Origin of the sequence: Ciceribacter sp. L1K23 (assembly GCF_018122705.1) — a bacterium.
GTDB lineage: Bacteria > Pseudomonadota > Alphaproteobacteria > Rhizobiales > Rhizobiaceae > Allorhizobium.
The window spans coordinates 2,848,145-2,864,875 of record NZ_JAGRRC010000001.1 but is presented as its reverse complement, the minus strand read 5'-3'; the positions used below and the strand labels follow the sequence as shown (position 1 = coordinate 2,864,875).

General features: G+C 60.4%; 13 protein-coding genes. 7 read left to right on the top strand and 6 right to left on the bottom strand.

All coding sequences use genetic code 11. From position 1 onward, the window contains the following. Window positions 1-214: 214 nt before the first annotated feature. The 3 genes from J5J10_RS13820 to purD form a co-directional block, all read right to left on the bottom strand. Entirely contained in the window at window positions 215-2,047 is a 1,833-nt protein-coding gene (locus tag J5J10_RS13820) for a methyl-accepting chemotaxis protein (protein WP_211930322.1), read from the bottom strand. Between the two features lie 325 nt (window positions 2,048-2,372). Continuing rightward, the gene (locus J5J10_RS13815; RefSeq protein ID WP_211930321.1) at window positions 2,373-2,795 is read right to left on the bottom strand and encodes a plant virulence effector HPE1-like domain-containing protein; all 423 of its coding nucleotides are present in this window, start codon (window positions 2,793-2,795) and stop codon (window positions 2,373-2,375) included. 109 nt (window positions 2,796-2,904) lie between these two features. After that, on the bottom strand, window positions 2,905-4,176 hold the full coding sequence (purD, locus tag J5J10_RS13810; protein WP_211930320.1) for a phosphoribosylamine--glycine ligase: 1,272 nt from the start codon (window positions 4,174-4,176) through the stop codon (window positions 2,905-2,907). Window positions 4,177-4,350: 174 nt separating this feature from the next. Here purD and J5J10_RS13805 point away from each other — a divergent pair, with 174 nt between their 5' ends. From J5J10_RS13805 to ubiA, 3 genes are all read left to right on the top strand, one after another. Further along, window positions 4,351-6,666, top strand: a complete 2,316-nt coding sequence (locus tag J5J10_RS13805) for a Tex family protein (protein ID WP_211930319.1) — start codon at window positions 4,351-4,353, stop codon at window positions 6,664-6,666. Window positions 6,667-6,815: 149 nt separating this feature from the next. Continuing rightward, a complete protein-coding gene (locus J5J10_RS13800) occupies window positions 6,816-8,075 on the top strand; it encodes a cyclopropane-fatty-acyl-phospholipid synthase family protein (protein WP_208548580.1) in 1,260 nt (419 codons plus the stop codon). Between the two features lie 91 nt (window positions 8,076-8,166). Beyond that, a complete protein-coding gene (gene ubiA / locus J5J10_RS13795; RefSeq protein WP_211930318.1) occupies window positions 8,167-9,120 on the top strand; it encodes a 4-hydroxybenzoate octaprenyltransferase in 954 nt (317 codons plus the stop codon). Window positions 9,121-9,195: 75 nt separating this feature from the next. Here ubiA and J5J10_RS13790 read toward each other — a convergent pair whose 3' ends face one another. Then, window positions 9,196-9,762: a DUF6101 family protein gene (locus tag J5J10_RS13790; protein WP_211930317.1), complete on the bottom strand. Its 567-nt coding sequence runs from the start codon at window positions 9,760-9,762 to the stop codon at window positions 9,196-9,198. A 265-nt stretch (window positions 9,763-10,027) separates the two neighbouring features. Here J5J10_RS13790 and J5J10_RS13785 point away from each other — a divergent pair, with 265 nt between their 5' ends. The 4 genes from J5J10_RS13785 (at window position 10,028) to modC (ending at window position 14,895) form a co-directional block, all read left to right on the top strand. Continuing rightward, window positions 10,028-12,217 (top strand): DUF1217 domain-containing protein, encoded by a 2,190-nt coding sequence (locus J5J10_RS13785; RefSeq protein ID WP_211930316.1) that lies wholly within the window; start codon window positions 10,028-10,030, stop codon window positions 12,215-12,217. Between the two features lie 85 nt (window positions 12,218-12,302). Beyond that, window positions 12,303-13,097 carry a molybdate ABC transporter substrate-binding protein gene (gene modA, locus J5J10_RS13780; protein ID WP_249116741.1) on the top strand — a complete coding sequence of 265 codons (795 nt, stop codon included), beginning with the start codon at window positions 12,303-12,305 and terminating at the stop codon, window positions 13,095-13,097. A gap of 17 nt (window positions 13,098-13,114) precedes the next feature. After that, on the top strand, window positions 13,115-13,807 hold the full coding sequence (gene modB, locus J5J10_RS13775; protein ID WP_211930315.1) for a molybdate ABC transporter permease subunit: 693 nt from the start codon (window positions 13,115-13,117) through the stop codon (window positions 13,805-13,807). After that, window positions 13,804-14,895, top strand: a complete 1,092-nt coding sequence (modC, locus tag J5J10_RS13770; RefSeq protein WP_211930314.1) for a molybdenum ABC transporter ATP-binding protein — start codon at window positions 13,804-13,806, stop codon at window positions 14,893-14,895. Before modB ends, modC begins: the two co-directional genes overlap by 4 nt. Before the next feature lie 6 nt (window positions 14,896-14,901). On the opposite strand, the gene J5J10_RS13765 is transcribed toward modC, so the two are convergent. Then, the gene (locus tag J5J10_RS13765; protein ID WP_211930313.1) at window positions 14,902-15,297 is read right to left on the bottom strand and encodes a LysR family transcriptional regulator; all 396 of its coding nucleotides are present in this window, start codon (window positions 15,295-15,297) and stop codon (window positions 14,902-14,904) included. After that, window positions 15,294-16,730, bottom strand: coding sequence for an FAD-binding oxidoreductase (locus J5J10_RS13760; RefSeq protein ID WP_211930312.1), 1,437 nt, complete (start codon window positions 16,728-16,730; stop codon window positions 15,294-15,296). The genes J5J10_RS13765 and J5J10_RS13760 overlap by 4 nt, the downstream gene beginning before the upstream one ends. Window position 16,731: the final 1 nt, after the last annotated feature.

Genomic DNA, 16,731 nt, shown 5'->3' with positions numbered 1-16,731 from the left:
GATCCATTCAGAAGAACATTACAGCGCAATAGGTAATAAAACGATAAAATTGTCTGTAATCCGCCTGATGTTGGTCGTAGACGTGATCGTTGTAGGTTGCTTTCACTAAACGTTCAGCGTGTCGATACTTGGCGCAGGTGTTGATCGCCAAGCGCCAAGGAAAGAGGCCGCCGGAGAATTCGTCCGGCGGCCTTCTGGCGGTAAATACGTTTAATCAGCTTGCGCGGCGCATCTGATGGGCGACGTGGTGAAGGCCGCTGGTAGACCCACCGGACACTTTGAAGCCGCGGATCAGGTTAAGCAGCTCCTCCGTATCGACCGCGAGCGCCTCCGCCGAAGCTGTGGTCTCCTCGGCCATCGCGGCATTGTGCTGCGTCGCCGAGTCGAGCTGGTTCATAGATGACGAGATCGAGCGCAGCGTGGTGTCCTGTTCGGCCGCCGAATGGGCGATCTTGGAGACAATGTCACTTGCCGACTTGATCTGGTCCGAGATGCGCTTCAGCGCCTCGCCGGCCTGGCCGACGAGCTGCACGCCGTTTTCCACCTGGCCCGATGAGTTGGAGATCTGGTCCTTGATCTCCTTGGCGGCAGAGGCCGAGCGCTGCGCGAGTTCACGGACTTCCTGGGCGACGACGGCGAAACCCTTGCCGCTCTCGCCAGCGCGCGCCGCTTCCACCCCGGCGTTGAGTGCCAGCAGGTTCGTCTGGAAGGCGATGTCCTCGATCACGCCGATGATATTGGCGATCTGCTGCGAGGACTGCTCGATGCCGCTCATCGCGTCGATTGCCTGCGAGACGATCCCGTCGGACTTGGATGCCTCGTTCGCAACCGTGCCCACCCGCTTGGCGGCTTCCTGGGCGCCCTCGGCGGTCTGGCGAACAGCAACCGTAAGCTCGTCGAGCGCCGCTGACGTTTCCTCGAGATTTGCGGCCTGCCGCTCGGTGCGCTGCGACAGCTCGTTTGAGGCGCGGCGGATCTCCTCCTTGGAACCGCCGATGTCGATCCCCTTGGCGTTGACCTTGGCCATGGCGGCCTCGAGGTGGGAGAGTGCCTCGTTGAAGTTGTCGCGCAGTGCCGCATATTTGGGGCCGAGATCACCGCAGCGGATCGTCAGGTCGCCGGTGGCGAGCTGTTCGAGGGCAGCACCGATGGTCGAGACGACGCGGGCCTGCTGCTCGGCTTCGGACCGTTGCATATCTGCGTTCTGCTGACGCTCGGCGTCGAGCTGATGCTGCTGCTCTTCCTGACGGGCGGCCATCGCGTGGCGTTCGCGCACCTTCTCCTGCAGCGACCGCGTGGCCTTCGCCATCATGCCGACTTCATTGCCCATGTCGGTGTGCGGTATGGCGATCGCAACATTCTCGTCCGCGACCGCTTCTAGAGACTGGTGAATGGCCTTGAGGGGCTTTGTGATGCCACTGATCAGAATGTAAGCCCCAATCAGGCCGAGCACGACCACGATTCCACCGATCGTTCCCGCTTCGATGATCATCGCATTGATCTTCACCTGCAGGTCGTCGATATAGACGCCGGTGCCGACGACGATCTTCCACGGCTCGAACGCTTGGCTGTAGGCCGCCTTCAGATACACGCTGCCATTCGGCTCCGTCGGCTTTTCCCAGTAGTATTCGGTTACGCCGCCGCCAGCCCGACCCTTGGCGATCATTTCCTCGCGAAACAGATTGCCCATCTTGTCCGGCTGGCCCGCCTGCTTCAGGCCGACCTGCTTTTGAACCGGGTGGAACAGCATCGTCACGTCATAGGCGAGACCGAAGAGGTAGCCATTTGGCTCGTACTTCATCGATGTCAGCGTCTTGAACGCTTCGGCCTGCGCCTGCTCCAGGGACAGCTCGCCACTTTTCACGCGCTCGTCGTAGGCCTTCAGAATGGCGATGCCGCTCTCCACCTGCGTGCGCAGCATGTCCGTGCGCTCCGCATAGATGGCGTGAGACGCCGTGCGGATCTGGAAAATCGTCGCAATGCCGAAAGCAATCATCAGGGCGCCGATCAGCGCGAACAATTGTTGTGAAATCTTGATGTTCTTCATTTTATCCTCGCAATATCAAATTTGTTTTTGCGAAGCGCGAAGAGGAGTCCGTGATGCGGAGCGCTCTTCGGCTCCAGGCCGAAACCTCCCATGGCCTCGGAATCTCCCCTAGAAATGCACGGATTATAGGTAAAATTCTATGAATTGACGTGGCCAAAAACCCAACGATAAGAAATCGTATAAAAGCGATACAGTTGGGATCGACGGGCCTAAAAAAAGAAACGCCCCTGCCGAGGCAGGGGCGTTGGACCGTCTTGCGGCGGTCATCCCCGACGGCCTGGATCGTTGGGCCGGGTGGGGCAGGGAAGGGCGATCCGAACGAGCCTCAGGGTAGCCGAAGTTCGAAGGATGCCAGATCCAAAGTCTTTGTCTGATCGATGGCCGCGGTCGTCGCGGTGCGGTCGATCTCCGATGCCATCGCCATGGCGGTGCCGCTGGCACCTGTCTCCCAGTAGGGAGCCTTGCTGACGAACACCACAGGCGAACCGCCCATCCAGGATTCGGTGCGCAACAGCGTACGCTGGCCATCGCGCTCGACCATTTCCACCTTCTGGGCGCCGGCCGGCAATGCCGGAACGACGTAATCCGCCACCCCTTCCCTTGGCTTCAGCGGTGGGCAGGACTGGCATCCGATTTGCGTGATGCTGGAAGCCGTCACCGAAGCCGATGCAACGACCTCAATGGATGACGCCGCAGCCGGAGCTGCAACGCTGAGCGTCGCGATGGCGGCGAGCATAAGGTGGCGCATGACGAAGACTCCCCTTGATCTTTACCCAGGAGAATATGCGCCGTTCGTTTCCATCGGGTCACGACGAATGGTAAAATTTGAATGAGTTGACGATTTTTGCGGAGCCTGTTCAGGCTTTTTCGCGCTCAATCGCCCGCCAGCCGATATCGCGGCGGCAAAAGCCGTTCTCCCAGGAGACTCTGTCCACGAGGGCGTATGCTTGTCGTTGCGCTTCGGCGACGGTCGGTGCGAGTGCCGTTGCGTTGAGGACCCGGCCGCCGGTCGCGACGAGCTTGCCGTCTTTCAACGCTGTCCCGGCGTGGAACACCTTGGCACCATCAGTCTCGGTGGGGATAGCGTTGATCGCCGTATTCTTGTCGTAGGAACCGGGATAGCCGCGCGAGGCCAGCACAACCGTCAACGCCGGTTGATCATGCCATTCGGCGCGCACCTGATCGAGTGTACCGGTGGCGCAGGCGTAGAGGATCGGCAGCAGGTCGCTCTTCAGCCGCATCATCAGCACCTGGCATTCCGGGTCTCCGAACCGGACATTGTATTCGATCAGTTCCGGTCCCTTCGCCGTGATCATCAGGCCGGCGAAAAAGACGCCCGAGAAGGGGTGACCCATTTCCGCCATACCGTGCATCGTCGGTTCGATGATCTCCCGCATTGTCCGGTCCACCATCTCCGGCGTCATCACCGGTGCAGGAGAATAGGCGCCCATGCCACCGGTGTTGGGTCCGGTATCGCCATCGCCGACCCGTTTGTGGTCCTGCGCGGCGGCAAGTGGCAGCAGCGTCTTGCCATCGCAAAGGCAAAAGAAGCTTGCCTCCTCGCCATCGAGAAAGGCCTCGACCACGACCTCGGCGCCGGCGGCACCGAACGCACCCTCGAAGCAATCGTCGATCGCCGCGAGCGCCTCATCGATTGTCATGGCGACCGTCACACCCTTGCCGGCGGCGAGGCCATCCGCCTTGATCACGATCGGCGCACCCTGATGGCGTACATAAGCCTTTGCCTTCGGCGCGTTGTTGAAGCGCTGGTAGGCGCCGGTCGGAATGTTGAAGCGGGCGCAGATATCCTTGGTGAAGCCCTTCGAGCCTTCGAGCTGGGCTGCGGCAGCGGAGGGACCGAACACGGCGATGCCTTCGCCACGCAGAACATCAGCCAGGCCTGCAACAAGCGGTGCTTCCGGGCCGACGACAACGAAGTCGATCGAGCGCTCCCTACAGAAGCAGAGTACAGCGGCGTGATCATCCACATCGACCGAAACAAGTTCGGCGTGCTCTGCGATTCCGGGATTGCCGGGTGCGGCGAAGAGCTTCGTCAGGAGGGGAGACTGGGCGATCTTCCAGGCCAGCGCATGCTCGCGTCCGCCAGAACCGATCAACAGTACCTTCATTGCCAGATCTCCGCTTGCCTTGATAGCCGGCGGTTAAGGGGGGACGGTGGAAAGGTCAAGGAAAAAGCCGCCGCCGCCCTGGTCGCTTTCCTGTGGAATCGTTGCCTGCGCCGTTGCCTTGCCGTTTTCACGAACTACAGTCCGCCCACACTTTGCGAAGGAACCCCACGCCTCATGGCTGACGACATCAAGTCCATTTCCGGAATAATCGCTGCGGAGATCAAGGCGCGGCCAGAACAGGTGACCGCTGCGATCGGCCTTCTCGATGAGGGCGCGACCGTGCCCTTCATCGCGCGCTACCGAAAGGAAGTAACCGGCGGTCTCGACGATACCCAGCTTCGCGATCTGGCGGAGCGGCTGACCTATCTCCGAGAGCTCAATGCCCGCCGCAAATCGATCTTCGAGTCCATCACCTCCCAGGGCAAGATGACCGACGAACTGGCCGTGAAGATCGCGGGAGCCGTGACCAAGGCGGAGCTGGAGGACCTCTATCTCCCCTACAAGCCGAAGCGTCGGACCAAGGCTGAAATTGCCCGCGAGCGCGGCCTTGGCCCGTTGGCGGAGGCGATCCTCGCCGACCGCATGGTCGATCCGGCAAAACTAGCCGAAGCCTATGTGGCCGGGGAAGTGACGGATGTGAAAACGGCGCTGGAGGGCGCCCGTGACATCGTCGCCGAGCAGATCTCGGAAAATGCCGACCTGCTCGGACGCCTGCGCCAGGACATGCGTGATCGCGCGATACTTTACTCCAAGGTCGTGGACGGCAAGACCGAGGCGGGCGAAAAGTTCGCCGACTATTTCGATCATTCCGAGCGCTGGGCGACGGTTCCCGGTCACCGCGCGCTCGCCATGCTGCGCGGCTGGAACGAGGAGATGCTGACGCTCTCGATCGAGATGGATCGTGACGACGCGTCGCCGGTCAAACCTGCGCAGCGCACCATCGCTGCGGCGCTCGACATCCGCGAACGCGGCCCCGCCGACAAGTGGCTTATGGACGTCGCAGGATGGACGTGGCGCGTAAAGCTTTCGATGTCGCTGTCGCTCGACCTGATGCGGGAACTGCGTGAGCGGGCGGAAGAGGAGGCGATCCATGTCTTCGCCCGCAATCTCAAGGATCTTCTGCTGGCCGCTCCCGCCGGTTCGCGTCCTACCATGGGCCTCGATCCCGGTATCCGCACCGGCGTCAAGGTCGCAGTGGTCGACGGCACCGGCAAGGTGGTCGAAACCACGACGGTTTATCCGTTCCCGCCCAAGAACGACGTGCGCGGCACCCAGGTCGAACTTGCCTCGTTGATCCGCAAGCACAAGGTCGAACTGATCGCGATCGGCAACGGCACTGGCAGCCGCGAAACGGAAAAGCTGGTTGCCGACATGCTGTCGCAGTTTCCGTCGACGCAGCCGAAGCCGACCAAGGTCATTGTGTCCGAGGCGGGCGCCTCGGTCTACTCGGCCTCCGAGCTTGCCGCGAAGGAATTCCCGGGACTCGATGTTTCTCTGCGTGGTGCCGTCTCGATCGCCCGCCGGCTGCAGGACCCTCTCGCCGAGCTCGTGAAGATCGAGCCCAAGTCGATTGGCGTCGGCCAGTACCAGCACGATGTCGACCAGGGTAAACTCGGCCGCTCGCTCGACGCCGTGGTGGAAGATGCGGTGAACGCCGTTGGAGTCGACCTCAACACGGCTTCGGTGCCGTTGTTGTCGCGTGTATCCGGTTTGTCGAACTCGATTGCAGAGGCGATCGTTTCGCACCGGGACGTCACCGGTGCGTTCGAAAGCCGCAAGGATCTCCTGAAGGTCGCGCGTCTCGGTGCCCGCACCTTCGAACAGTGCGCCGGCTTCCTGCGCATCCCGAACGGCAAGGAGCCACTTGATGCATCCTCCGTGCACCCGGAAGCCTATGACGTTGCCAAGCGCATCGTCGCAGCCTGCGGCCGTGACCTTCGCTCATTGATGGGGGATAGCGCAGCACTCAAGAAGCTGGATCCCCGCCAGTTCATCGACGAACGGTTCGGATTGCCGACGGTGAAGGATATTCTTTCGGAACTGGAAAAGCCAGGCCGCGATCCACGCCCGTCATTCAAGACCGCGACTTTTGCCGAAGGCGTAGACGAGATCACCGATCTCAAACCCGGCATGACGTTGGAAGGGACGGTGACCAACGTGGCCGCTTTCGGCGCTTTCGTTGATATCGGTGTGCATCAGGACGGCCTCGTGCATGTCTCGCAACTCGCAGACCGGTTTGTGAAAGACCCGCACGAGGTAGTGAAGGCGGGCGATGTCGTGAAGGTGCGCGTCGTCGAGGTAGACGTGAAGCGCAAGCGCATTGCCCTGTCGATGCGCAAGGACGGGGGCGAAGCACCGCCTCCTTCGATGCGCGAAAACCGGGGCCCTTCCGCCGGGCGGCAGGCACCGGGGCGTGCTCCCTCTCGACCCGAGCAGAATGCCGTCGGTGGTCTTGGCGCGGCTCTGATGGACGCGCTTCGCAAGAAATGAGCGGTTTCGCAGCGCCCCGTCCAGCGAATCTGATCATTTGTTAAGAAAATATGAAGCCTGCAAATGCATCCCAAGCTTGTTTCTTGGGCTGCATGCGCTAACCTCTGGGCATTGGTATCTGTTAAAAATACTGTTTTGTGGAGGTGTTGATGGCCTCATCACTCCGTATTCTTCTCGGTCGCATTATTCGACAAGGCAATTTGAAGGTCGTCGGTGCGGATGGTCACATCCAGCATTTCGGCGATGGCAGCGGAAAACCGCTGACAATCCGCTTTACCGACCAAAAAGCCGAAGACGAGCTTTACAGGGATCCGCAGCTAAAGCTCGGCGAGATCTACATGGACGGTCGCCTCCTCGTCGACGAGGGGGAGATCTATGACCTTCTTGCGCTGGTGAAGTCCAACACGCTTGCTGAGGACCTGTCGTTTGGCATGGTCTGGCGCGGTGTTGCTAGACTTGCGTGGCAACGCTTGAGCGCCGTCATTCCGGTCAACCGCAACAAGCGCAATATTGCGCACCATTACGATCTCTCGGCCAGGCTCTACGACCTCTTTCTCGATCCGGACTGGCAATACTCCTGCGCTTACTTTAACCCGCCCGGGATATCTCTCGAGGAAGCGCAACTCGCCAAGAAACGGCACATCGCGGCCAAACTCATGGCCGAACCGGGCCAGACAACGCTCGAGATCGGCTCCGGCTGGGGCGGCATGGCCCTCTATCTCGCGGAATGCTGCAATGTCGAGGTCACCGGAATCACGTTGAGCGAGGAGCAGCTCAAGATATCCCGGCAGCGGGCGGCAAAACGCGGCCTGGCAAAGAACGTCCGCTTCGAGCTTGAGGACTACTATAATCTGCCGCCCAGCAAACGATACGACCGTATCGTGTCGGTGGGCATGTTCGAGCACGTCGGACGTCGCAACTTCCAGCGATATTTCGACAAGGTGAACGACGTGCTTGCCGATGACGGCGTCATGGTGCTGCACTCGATCGGCCAGCCCTATCCGGCCTTCATGAACAATCCCTGGATCGAAAAATACATCTTTCCCGGCGGCTATATCCCGTCCCTGGCCGAGGTGCTGCCGCGCGTGGAAAAGGCCGGCCTCCTGGTCGCCGACATCGAAATCCTGCCGATGCACTACGCCTACACCCTGCGGCAATGGCGCGAGCGTTTCATGGCCCGGAAACAGGAAGCGATTGCCCTCTATGACGAACGCTTTGTGCGGATGTGGGAGTTTTATCTGGCCGGATCGGAAATGGCCTTCACCCACGAGAGCTTCTTCATCTTCCAGATGCAGATCGTGAAGAGCCGCACGGCAGTTCCGGACAACCGCGACTATATCTATGAGCGGGAGAGGAAGCTCAAGGAGATCGAGCAGCAACGCTCGCCGCTTGACCGGATCGCGGTGTGAGTGTTGGCGCACGCTCCTATCCTCGTCGTCTTGACCGGGCCTGCGGGCAAGCCTAGACCTTGCCCCGTTCGGACGTATCGGGAGCTTTGCCATGACGCATATCGACGATCTCAATGACCGCGTCGTTGATGCGCCTTCCGATAACTGGGTTTACAAGGTCTTGCCGCGCCCGGTCTGGCCGTATGCGCAACTGGCGCGTTGGGACCGGCCGATCGGCTGGCAGCTGCTGATGTGGCCGTGCTTGTGGTCTTCGGCGCTTGCGGCAAACTATCTCGCCGCTGGTGGTGTCCTCGATCTGCGGATTTTCGTCTTCCATCTGGTCCTGTTTGTCATCGGGTCGATCGCCATGCGCGGCGCCGGCTGCACCTACAATGATCTGGTCGATCAGAACATCGATATGGCCGTGGCCCGCACCCGGTCGCGACCGCTACCCTCGGGGCGGGTCAGCCGCACGCAGGCGAAACTCTTCATGGTGGCGCAGTCGTTGACGGGACTTGCCGTTCTGCTTTGCTTCAACGGCTTTGCAATCGTGCTGGGTATCGCCTCGCTGGCGATCGTGGCGATCTATCCCTTTGCCAAGCGCTTCACCGACTGGCCGCAATTCTTCCTGGGGCTCGCCTTTTCCTGGGGCGGTTTGATGGGATGGGCCGCTCTGGTTGGCAGCCTGTCATGGGCGGCGGTCGGCGTTTACGTCGCCGCGATCACCTGGACGATCGGCTACGACACGATCTATGCCCATCAGGACAAGGAGGATGATGCCTTGATCGGCGTTCGATCCACCGCTCGTCTGTTCGGAAAAAGGACGCGTCAGTGGCTTATCGCGCTCTACGGCCTCACTCTTCTTCTGCTGTGGCTTGCCTTCATGCTCGCTGGAGCAGGTATCCTGGCCTATCTGGGACTGGTCATTGCCGGAGGCTTGCTGGCCTGGCAGATCCTGGTGCTCGATATCGATGACCCGGTTCAATGCCTGGCGCTCTTCAAGTTCAATTCGCGTGTTGGCGCCGTCATTTTTGCGGGGCTTGTGCTGTCGCTCGCATTCGTCTGATCGGACAATGGGTTGGATACGCAAAGGCCGCCAGCGTCTTTCGACTGGCGGCCTTTGTCACTAATCGCGACTGCCTTAATTCCGCGCAATGATTTCCTTGCCGGAAATCTTCATCGTCACGCCCAGATTGCCGGTCGAGCGACGCACGAGAAAGCGGGGACGCCGCTTGGCGAAGTAGGAGTGGCGGCGACGGGGCTGCAGGTCCGAGGTCCGGACGCCGCCCAGATGGACTTCCAGCGGGCGCGCGATACCGTCTGCCTCTACCATCAACATCGGAATGCGAAACGCCTCTGCCCAGCTGCGCCAGTCGGCGGCGATGTCGCAAAGATCGTGGGCGACCAGCAGCGGAATGCAGAGTTCCGGATCATCGTGATGCAGTTCCAGCGTCACGGTCACGCCACCGTCACCATGATCTATGGCGCGGGCTGCTACACCCTTGAAGGCGCCGGCCGGGAGGGCGAAGGAAAGCGGCAGGCCGCTGTGCGGAAGGATCTTGCGAAGCACGGCGCCACGTTCGTCGATGGTGATCGACACGTCGCCGGGAGCCCCGCGCAACGCATACGTCACCTGCTGCGGAAACCGTGCGGGATCGAGCCGCAATGTCGCGCCTGCCCATGCGGGCTTCAAAACTGTGTTTGTCATGCTCAAGCTACCCTTGTTTTACCCGAGAGCCGTTTGGGGCCTTCTCGTCGGGACTTTTTCGTCCTCTACCTCCAAGCATAGGGCGGGCCTGTTCCGGACAGCTTAAAAATCGCGGTTAAGAAAACTTTGCCGTGTCAAATGGTTAGCATTCTCGCACGCGTTAGGGTTTCGATTGGGTGAATGGATGGGTCTCTGAAGGTGACAGTTCGGGACAAGCTTTGATCGCTAGGGTCGGTCGACCGCGACGTTTCTCGGAGGCCGTTTCATGGTGTCGACCTATCTCAGCTACAATCTCGTGATGCGCGACCTGAAGTCGAGTCTCGATCGGGTGGAGTCCGACAGTGTCGTCGCACGCGAGTCAGCCTACTACGAGGAAAACATCGGAAAGGTCACCTCACTCGAGGAGTTCCTGGACGACTATCGCCTGTATAATTACGCGATGAAGGCGCATGGCCTCGAAGAAATGGCTTACGCCAAAGCCTTCATGAAAAAGGTTCTGGAAAGCGACCTCTCCGACGAGAACAGCTTTGCCAACCAGTTGTCGGATGAGCGTTACCGTGACTTCGCGCAGGCGTACCAGTTCAATGGCCAGACAAAAGATGCGCAGACAGAGTTTCAGGAAACGGAAATGCTGTCGCTTTACGAGGAAGCCATAGCCGCTGAATCGGACACGATCGAAACCGAGACGAACTACTACGAAAAGACCATCAACACGGTCACGACCGCGCAGCAGCTTGTCCGGAATTCTCGCCTCTTCAACTATATGGTCGAAGCCTACGGCATAGACCCGACCTACTATTCCAAGGACCATTTCGTGAAGGTGCTGACGAGCGACGTCAGTGATCCTGACAGCTATGTCAATCAGTTGGTCGCAAGCGGCGCGGCCTCGGCTGCAGCCTTCCGCCAGATGGCACTGGGTTACAACTTCGAAGCCGATGGAACGCTTGCGAGCGGCGTAAAACCCCAGACGGACTCACAGATGACCTTCACGGTCAATGAGTACATCGACAGTGCACAGACCTATGTCTCGGAGTTCTATCTGGAACGCGAGCGTGAATACTATGCATCAAAGATAGGCAGCATCACCTCCGTCAGTGAGCTGACCAGCGATAGCCGGCTGTTCAATTACGTGAAGACAGCTTTCCAGCTGGATTCGACCGTAACCTCGACCGTCTTTAAAAACATTGTCACGAGCGACCTGTCGGACCCTGCCAACTATGCAAACGTTAATGGTGGCGACGCCTGGGTCAAGGTCGCGCAGGCCTTCAATTTTGCCACCGATGGCACAGTTAAATCCGGTCTGAGCGCCCAGCTCAACTCTCAGATTGTTACGACAAACAGCGGCTTTACGGAATACTACGATGATGCCGATGTCGAGAAGAAGGAATACTTGCTCGGCTACTACACCGACAAGATGGCCGATATCACCGAGGTCGACGACATCTTCGCAAACGAGTCATTGCGCATCGTTCTGCTAAGGGCATTTGGGCTGGAGCCAGACGAATACACCAATGCCGAGCTGAAAAAGGTACTGACCAGCGATATCACCGATCCGAAGAGCTATGCCAACAAGACCAAGGACGATCGCCTGATACAGATGGCGACGCTCTTCAATTTCGACAGCGAAGGACAGGCCGCTGAACCGCTGCTCGCGCAGAACCAGGGCACGATCACCACGGTCGCGGCAAACTACATCATCAACAAGATCATGTTCCTGGAAGGCGACGAGCGGGATGCCGCGCGGGAGAAGGCGGACGCCGAATCGAGCTATTATTCCGAGAACATTCTGGGCATCCGTACTGCGGAGGACTTCCTGGCGGATCGAAGACTCGTGGACGTGGTGCTGATCTCGAACGGCTTTGATCCAGATGAGGTTACGGACGACTTCCTGAAGCAGGTCTTCGCATCCGATCTGACGGACGACAAGAGCTTCGTCAATCAACAGTCCGACGGTGCCTGGGCGGAATTGCTGGCATCGTTCAACTTCGACGTCGAAGGCAACCTGACACGCGACACCGTCGGGACGATCCAGCAGCGGGGTGCCGCCCTCGAAACCATCAACCAGTATGTCCGTCAGACTCTGGAAGAGAACGAAGGAGCGAGCAACGAGGCCGTGCGTCTGGCGCTTTACTTCGAGCGCAAGATCGAGGGCATCACCGACGCCTATGAAATCATCGCCGATGATGCACTTGCGGAAGTCTTCCGCGTCACATTTGGCTACACGGAAGACTTTGCCAATCTTGACGTCGACGTTCAGGCCAAGATCATCGACAAGAACCTTGATCTGTCTGAGATGCGGGATCCCGCCAAGGTCGAGCGCTTCCTTCAGCGGTTCACCGCCATGTGGGATATGGAAAACGGCGCTACCGATCCCGTCCTCAACATCTTTTCCAACGGCTACCAGGGAATTAGCGCCGATCTTTTGATGTCGATCGCATCCCTCCGCTCCGGCTGATCGACGCTCGCGGCTGACTTGCGGACATCCCTCTTTTCGGCTACCGATATATCCAGTGAAATATATCGATTCCGTCGGAGGCGTTATGACATTCATGCTAGGTATCTCGAGTCGCCTGCGCGCGATTTCCTTGGCGCTTGCTTTTGCGTTGGCGTCGCTCGGAACCGCTCTCGCGGAGGGACCGACTGTCTTCGCCGCGGCAAGCCTCAAGAATGTACTCGAAAGCATCGCGACCTCTTGGAAGGACGAAACCGGAAAGGAAGTGACGTTGTCGTTTGCCGGTAGCTCTGCGCTTGCCAAGCAGATAGAGCAGGGCGCTCCCGCCGACCTTTTCATTTCGGCGGACCTCAATTGGATGGACTATCTCGATAAGGCCGGTCTGATCGACAAGGAAAGCCGCCGCAATCTTCTCGGCAACTCCATCGTCCTTGTCGCGCCGAAGGAGTCGCCCGTAGCGCTCGTGATCACCAAAGATTTTCCGCTCGCGGAAACGCTGGGCGCTGAAAAACTGGCGATGGCCAATACCGATTCCGTTCCCGCCGGCGTCTACGGAAAGGCTGCATTGACGTCTCTTGGTGTCTGGGAGGCGGTACAGGGCAAGGTTGCGCAAGCGGAGAACGTCCGCGCGGCTCTGTTGCTGGTTTCGCGGGCTGAGGCGCCCCTTGGAATCGTCTACGCAACGGATGCAAAGGCCGATCCGGATGTAAAGGTTGTGGACACCTTCCCGGAGGACAGTCATCCGCCAATCGTGTATCCGGGCGCCGTCATCAAGGCCTCGCAGAATGCTGATGCAGGTGCCTTCCTTGACTATCTCTCAAGTCCCAAAGCCGTCGAACAGTTCGAAGCCGCCGGATTTACCGCGCTCGCGGCCTCCAACTGATCGTTTGCGGGGCCGGCTTGGCGTTCACCGAAGAAGAAATCACTGCGCTGATGCTCAGCCTGAAGGTGGCCGCCACCGCTGTCGCCTTCTCGATCCCGCTTGCCATCGCCGTGGCCTGGCTGCTGTCGCGGGGTCGGTTCTGGGGGAAGAATTTGCTGGATGCGGTCGTCCATCTCCCGCTGATCATGCCGCCGGTGGTGACCGGTTATCTCCTGCTCCTGACCTTCGGGCGAAAGGGCGCGGTCGGCGCCTTTCTCGACGAGTGGTTCGGCATCGTATTTTCGTTCCGGTGGACAGGGGCGGCCGTCGCTGCCGCCGTCATGGGTTTTCCTCTGATGGTTAGGGCCATCCGTCTCTCGTTCGACGCGATCGACAGCAAGCTCGAGGCGGCCGCATCCACACTCGGCGCCGGTCCCCTTTGGGTGTTCCTCACGGTGACGCTGCCACTCGCTTTGCCTGGCCTCGCGGCCGGTGCCGTGCTCGCCTTCGCCAAGTCCATGGGGGAATTCGGCGCCACCATCACCTTCGTGTCCAATATTCCAGGCGAGACGCAGACGCTTGCTTCCGCCATCTACACCTATACCCAGGTTCCCGGCGGCGAGCTTGGCGCCATGCGTCTCACGATCATTTCCATCGCCGTTTCGATAGCCGCCATGCTTGCGTCGGAATGGCTTTCGCGACGCATCGCAGACAAGGTGGGTGGGCGATGACCCTGTCGATTGCCGTCAGCCATCGGCAGGGTGAGTTCGATCTCAAGGTCGATCTGGAGATCGGCGTCGGATTGACGGCGCTTTTCGGCCCCTCCGGCTCGGGGAAGACCACGCTTATAAACCTTGTCGCAGGGCTCGCTCGTCCGATCTTGGGCCGGATCAGCTTTGCAGGCGATGTCTGGGTCGACACGTCGGACGGTCGCTTCGTACCGGCCCATCGCCGCCGCATCGGCTATGTCTTTCAGGAGGGGCGGCTTTTCCCGCATTTGTCCGTCAATAGCAATCTGCGCTACGGAGTTCGCTTCTCCGCCACGCCACCGTCCTCTCGCGACGTCGACCAGCTCGTGGAGATGCTGGCGATCGGGGCGCTTCTTGGTCGTCGCCCCGGCGACCTGTCGGGCGGCGAAAAGCAGCGGGTCGCTCTCGGACGCGCGCTGATGTCAGGACCACGCCTTCTCCTGATGGATGAGCCGCTCTCGGCACTCGATGAAGGTCTTAAAGGATCGATCCTGCCCTACATTGAGCGCATCCGCGATGAAGCTGGCATTCCGATCATTTATGTCAGTCACTCCATCGAGGAGGTCACCCGTCTCGCCACCCGTGTCATCTCCGTGTCTGAGGGACGCGCCGCGACGGTCATGGACACGGCGTCACACCCAGGCGACACGTCGTTCATTCCCGGCTCCGGCCCGCTCGAAAACTTCATCGAAGCGACGATCATCGAGCAATCGCCGACGGAGGGACTGACCATCGCCGAGAGCCAATCGGGTCGCCTGTTTCTCCGTCATGCCGATCTGCCCGTCGGTCGGAGGGTTCGGGTCTACATACCGGCCTCGGAGATCGTTCTTGCCAAAGGCGAGGTCGGGCAGGTGTCCACCCTCAACCGCCTTTCCGGCTCCGTAGAGCAGCTGGATGAACGACAGGCTGGCGTGTCGGTGCTGGTGAATTGCGCGGGGGAACGACTGGTCGCCAATATAACGAGGAGATCAGCCACATCGCTTGGGCTGGCGGCAGGCATGCCGGTCACCCTCCTGTTCAAGGCTGTCTCGCTTGCGGCCGAGGGGGTCTACCGCCATCCACGGTACTGACGCTGGCTAGTCGTCATCCGCGGCACTGTTCTTTTCGAGCTTATCCTCGTACTCGGACGACATCGCGGCTTCCAGCCACCGAAGATCGTCTCCGATTGCCTTTCGGCTGTCGCTTTCCATCTGTCGCGCCCGCCGCAACAGATCCTCGCCGAACGCGGTCAATACGGCCCCGCCGCCGCTCTTGCCGCCGTGCCGCGTCAGGATCGACGGCTCCCGAAACATGCGGTTTATCTCGTCGCCAAGCAGCCAGGCGCGCCGATACGACATGCCCATCGCCGCGCCGGCGGCCCGGATGGAGCCATGCTCGGCAATGCCGGCGAGCAGCGCGATCTTGCCGGGCCCGAGCCGAGCGCCGTTGATGAGATCGATACGCAGCGTCACGCGGCTGGTCTTGCCCTTCATGGCAGCGGCACCACCTTTCCGGGGTTCATGATGCCGGCGGGGTCAAAGGCCTTCTTGATCCTGATCATCAGTTCCGTCTCTACAGCGGGCCTGCTCGCGGCCAGCTCGTCGCGCTTCAACTGGCCGACGCCGTGCTCCGCTGAAATCGAACCGCCGTGCTTGCGCACGATCGCGTGGACGATCTCGTTGACTTCGCGCCAGCGGGCAATAAAGGCCGCCTTGTCGGCGCCGACCGGCTGGCTGATATTGTAGTGGATGTTACCATCTCCGAGATGGCCGAAGGCGCAGATGCGAGCGCCGGGTACCGCGGCCATGACGGCCGCATCTGCCTCCGCCATGAAGCCGGGCACGCGCGACACCGGCACCGAAACGTCATGCTTGATCGACCCACCTTCAGGCTTCTGCGCATCCGACATGCTTTCCCGCATCCGCCAGATGGCATCCTGCTGCGCCACCGAGGTTGCGATCACGGCATCCTGGACGAGACCGGCCTCGACACCTTTTTCCAGCACGGCCGTCACCATCGTCTGCGCAGTCTCGGCTGAATCGGAGGTCGAGATATCGATGAGGACATACCAGGGGTGCACGGTCGAAAGTGGATCCCGCACGCCCGGTATGTGCCTGGTCGTGAAATCTACGCCGATGCGGGGCATGAGTTCGAAGCCGGTGAGTGCCGCGCCGCAGATGGCCTGGGCATTCTCGAAAAGCGCCAGAGCGTCCTCCGTCGAGTGAAGCCCGGCAAAGGCCACCTGCCGACCCAGGGGTTTCGGAAACAGCTTCAGCACCGCGCCGGTGATAACGCCGAGGGTACCTTCCGCCCCGATGAACAGATCCCTCAGATCGTATCCGCTATTGTCCTTCTTCAGTCGCCGGAGCCCATCCCATATCTCACCCGTCGGCAAAACGACCTCCAGCCCTAGGCAGAGCTGGCGCATATTGCCATAGGCAACGACTGCAGTTCCCCCGGCATTGGTCGACAGGTTGCCGGCGATGCGGCAGGAGCCTTCCGATCCCAGAGAGAGGGGAAAGAGCCGGCCAACATCATCGGCCGCCTTCTGGATATCGGCGAGGATGCAGCCGCCATCCGCGACGATGACGCTGGCCACGGTATCGACCTCGCGGATCCGGTTCATTCTTTCAAGCGAGAGAAGGATGTCGCGGCCGTCGGCACGCGGAACCTGACCACCGACGAGGCCAGTACGCCCGGACACCGGGACGATAGGAGTGCCGGTTTCAGACGCGAGCTTCATGATGGCGGACACCTCGGCGGTCGATCCGGGTTTCAGCACAAGCTGGGTCGCGCCGCGATAGAGGCCGCGACCCTCCACCAGATAGGGCTCTATATCGTCCGAGGTCGTCAGCGCTGCGGCTTCGCCGACGATCGCAACAAAACGGTTGATGAGATCCTGGGGATAGATGGCTGCAGCGGTCATG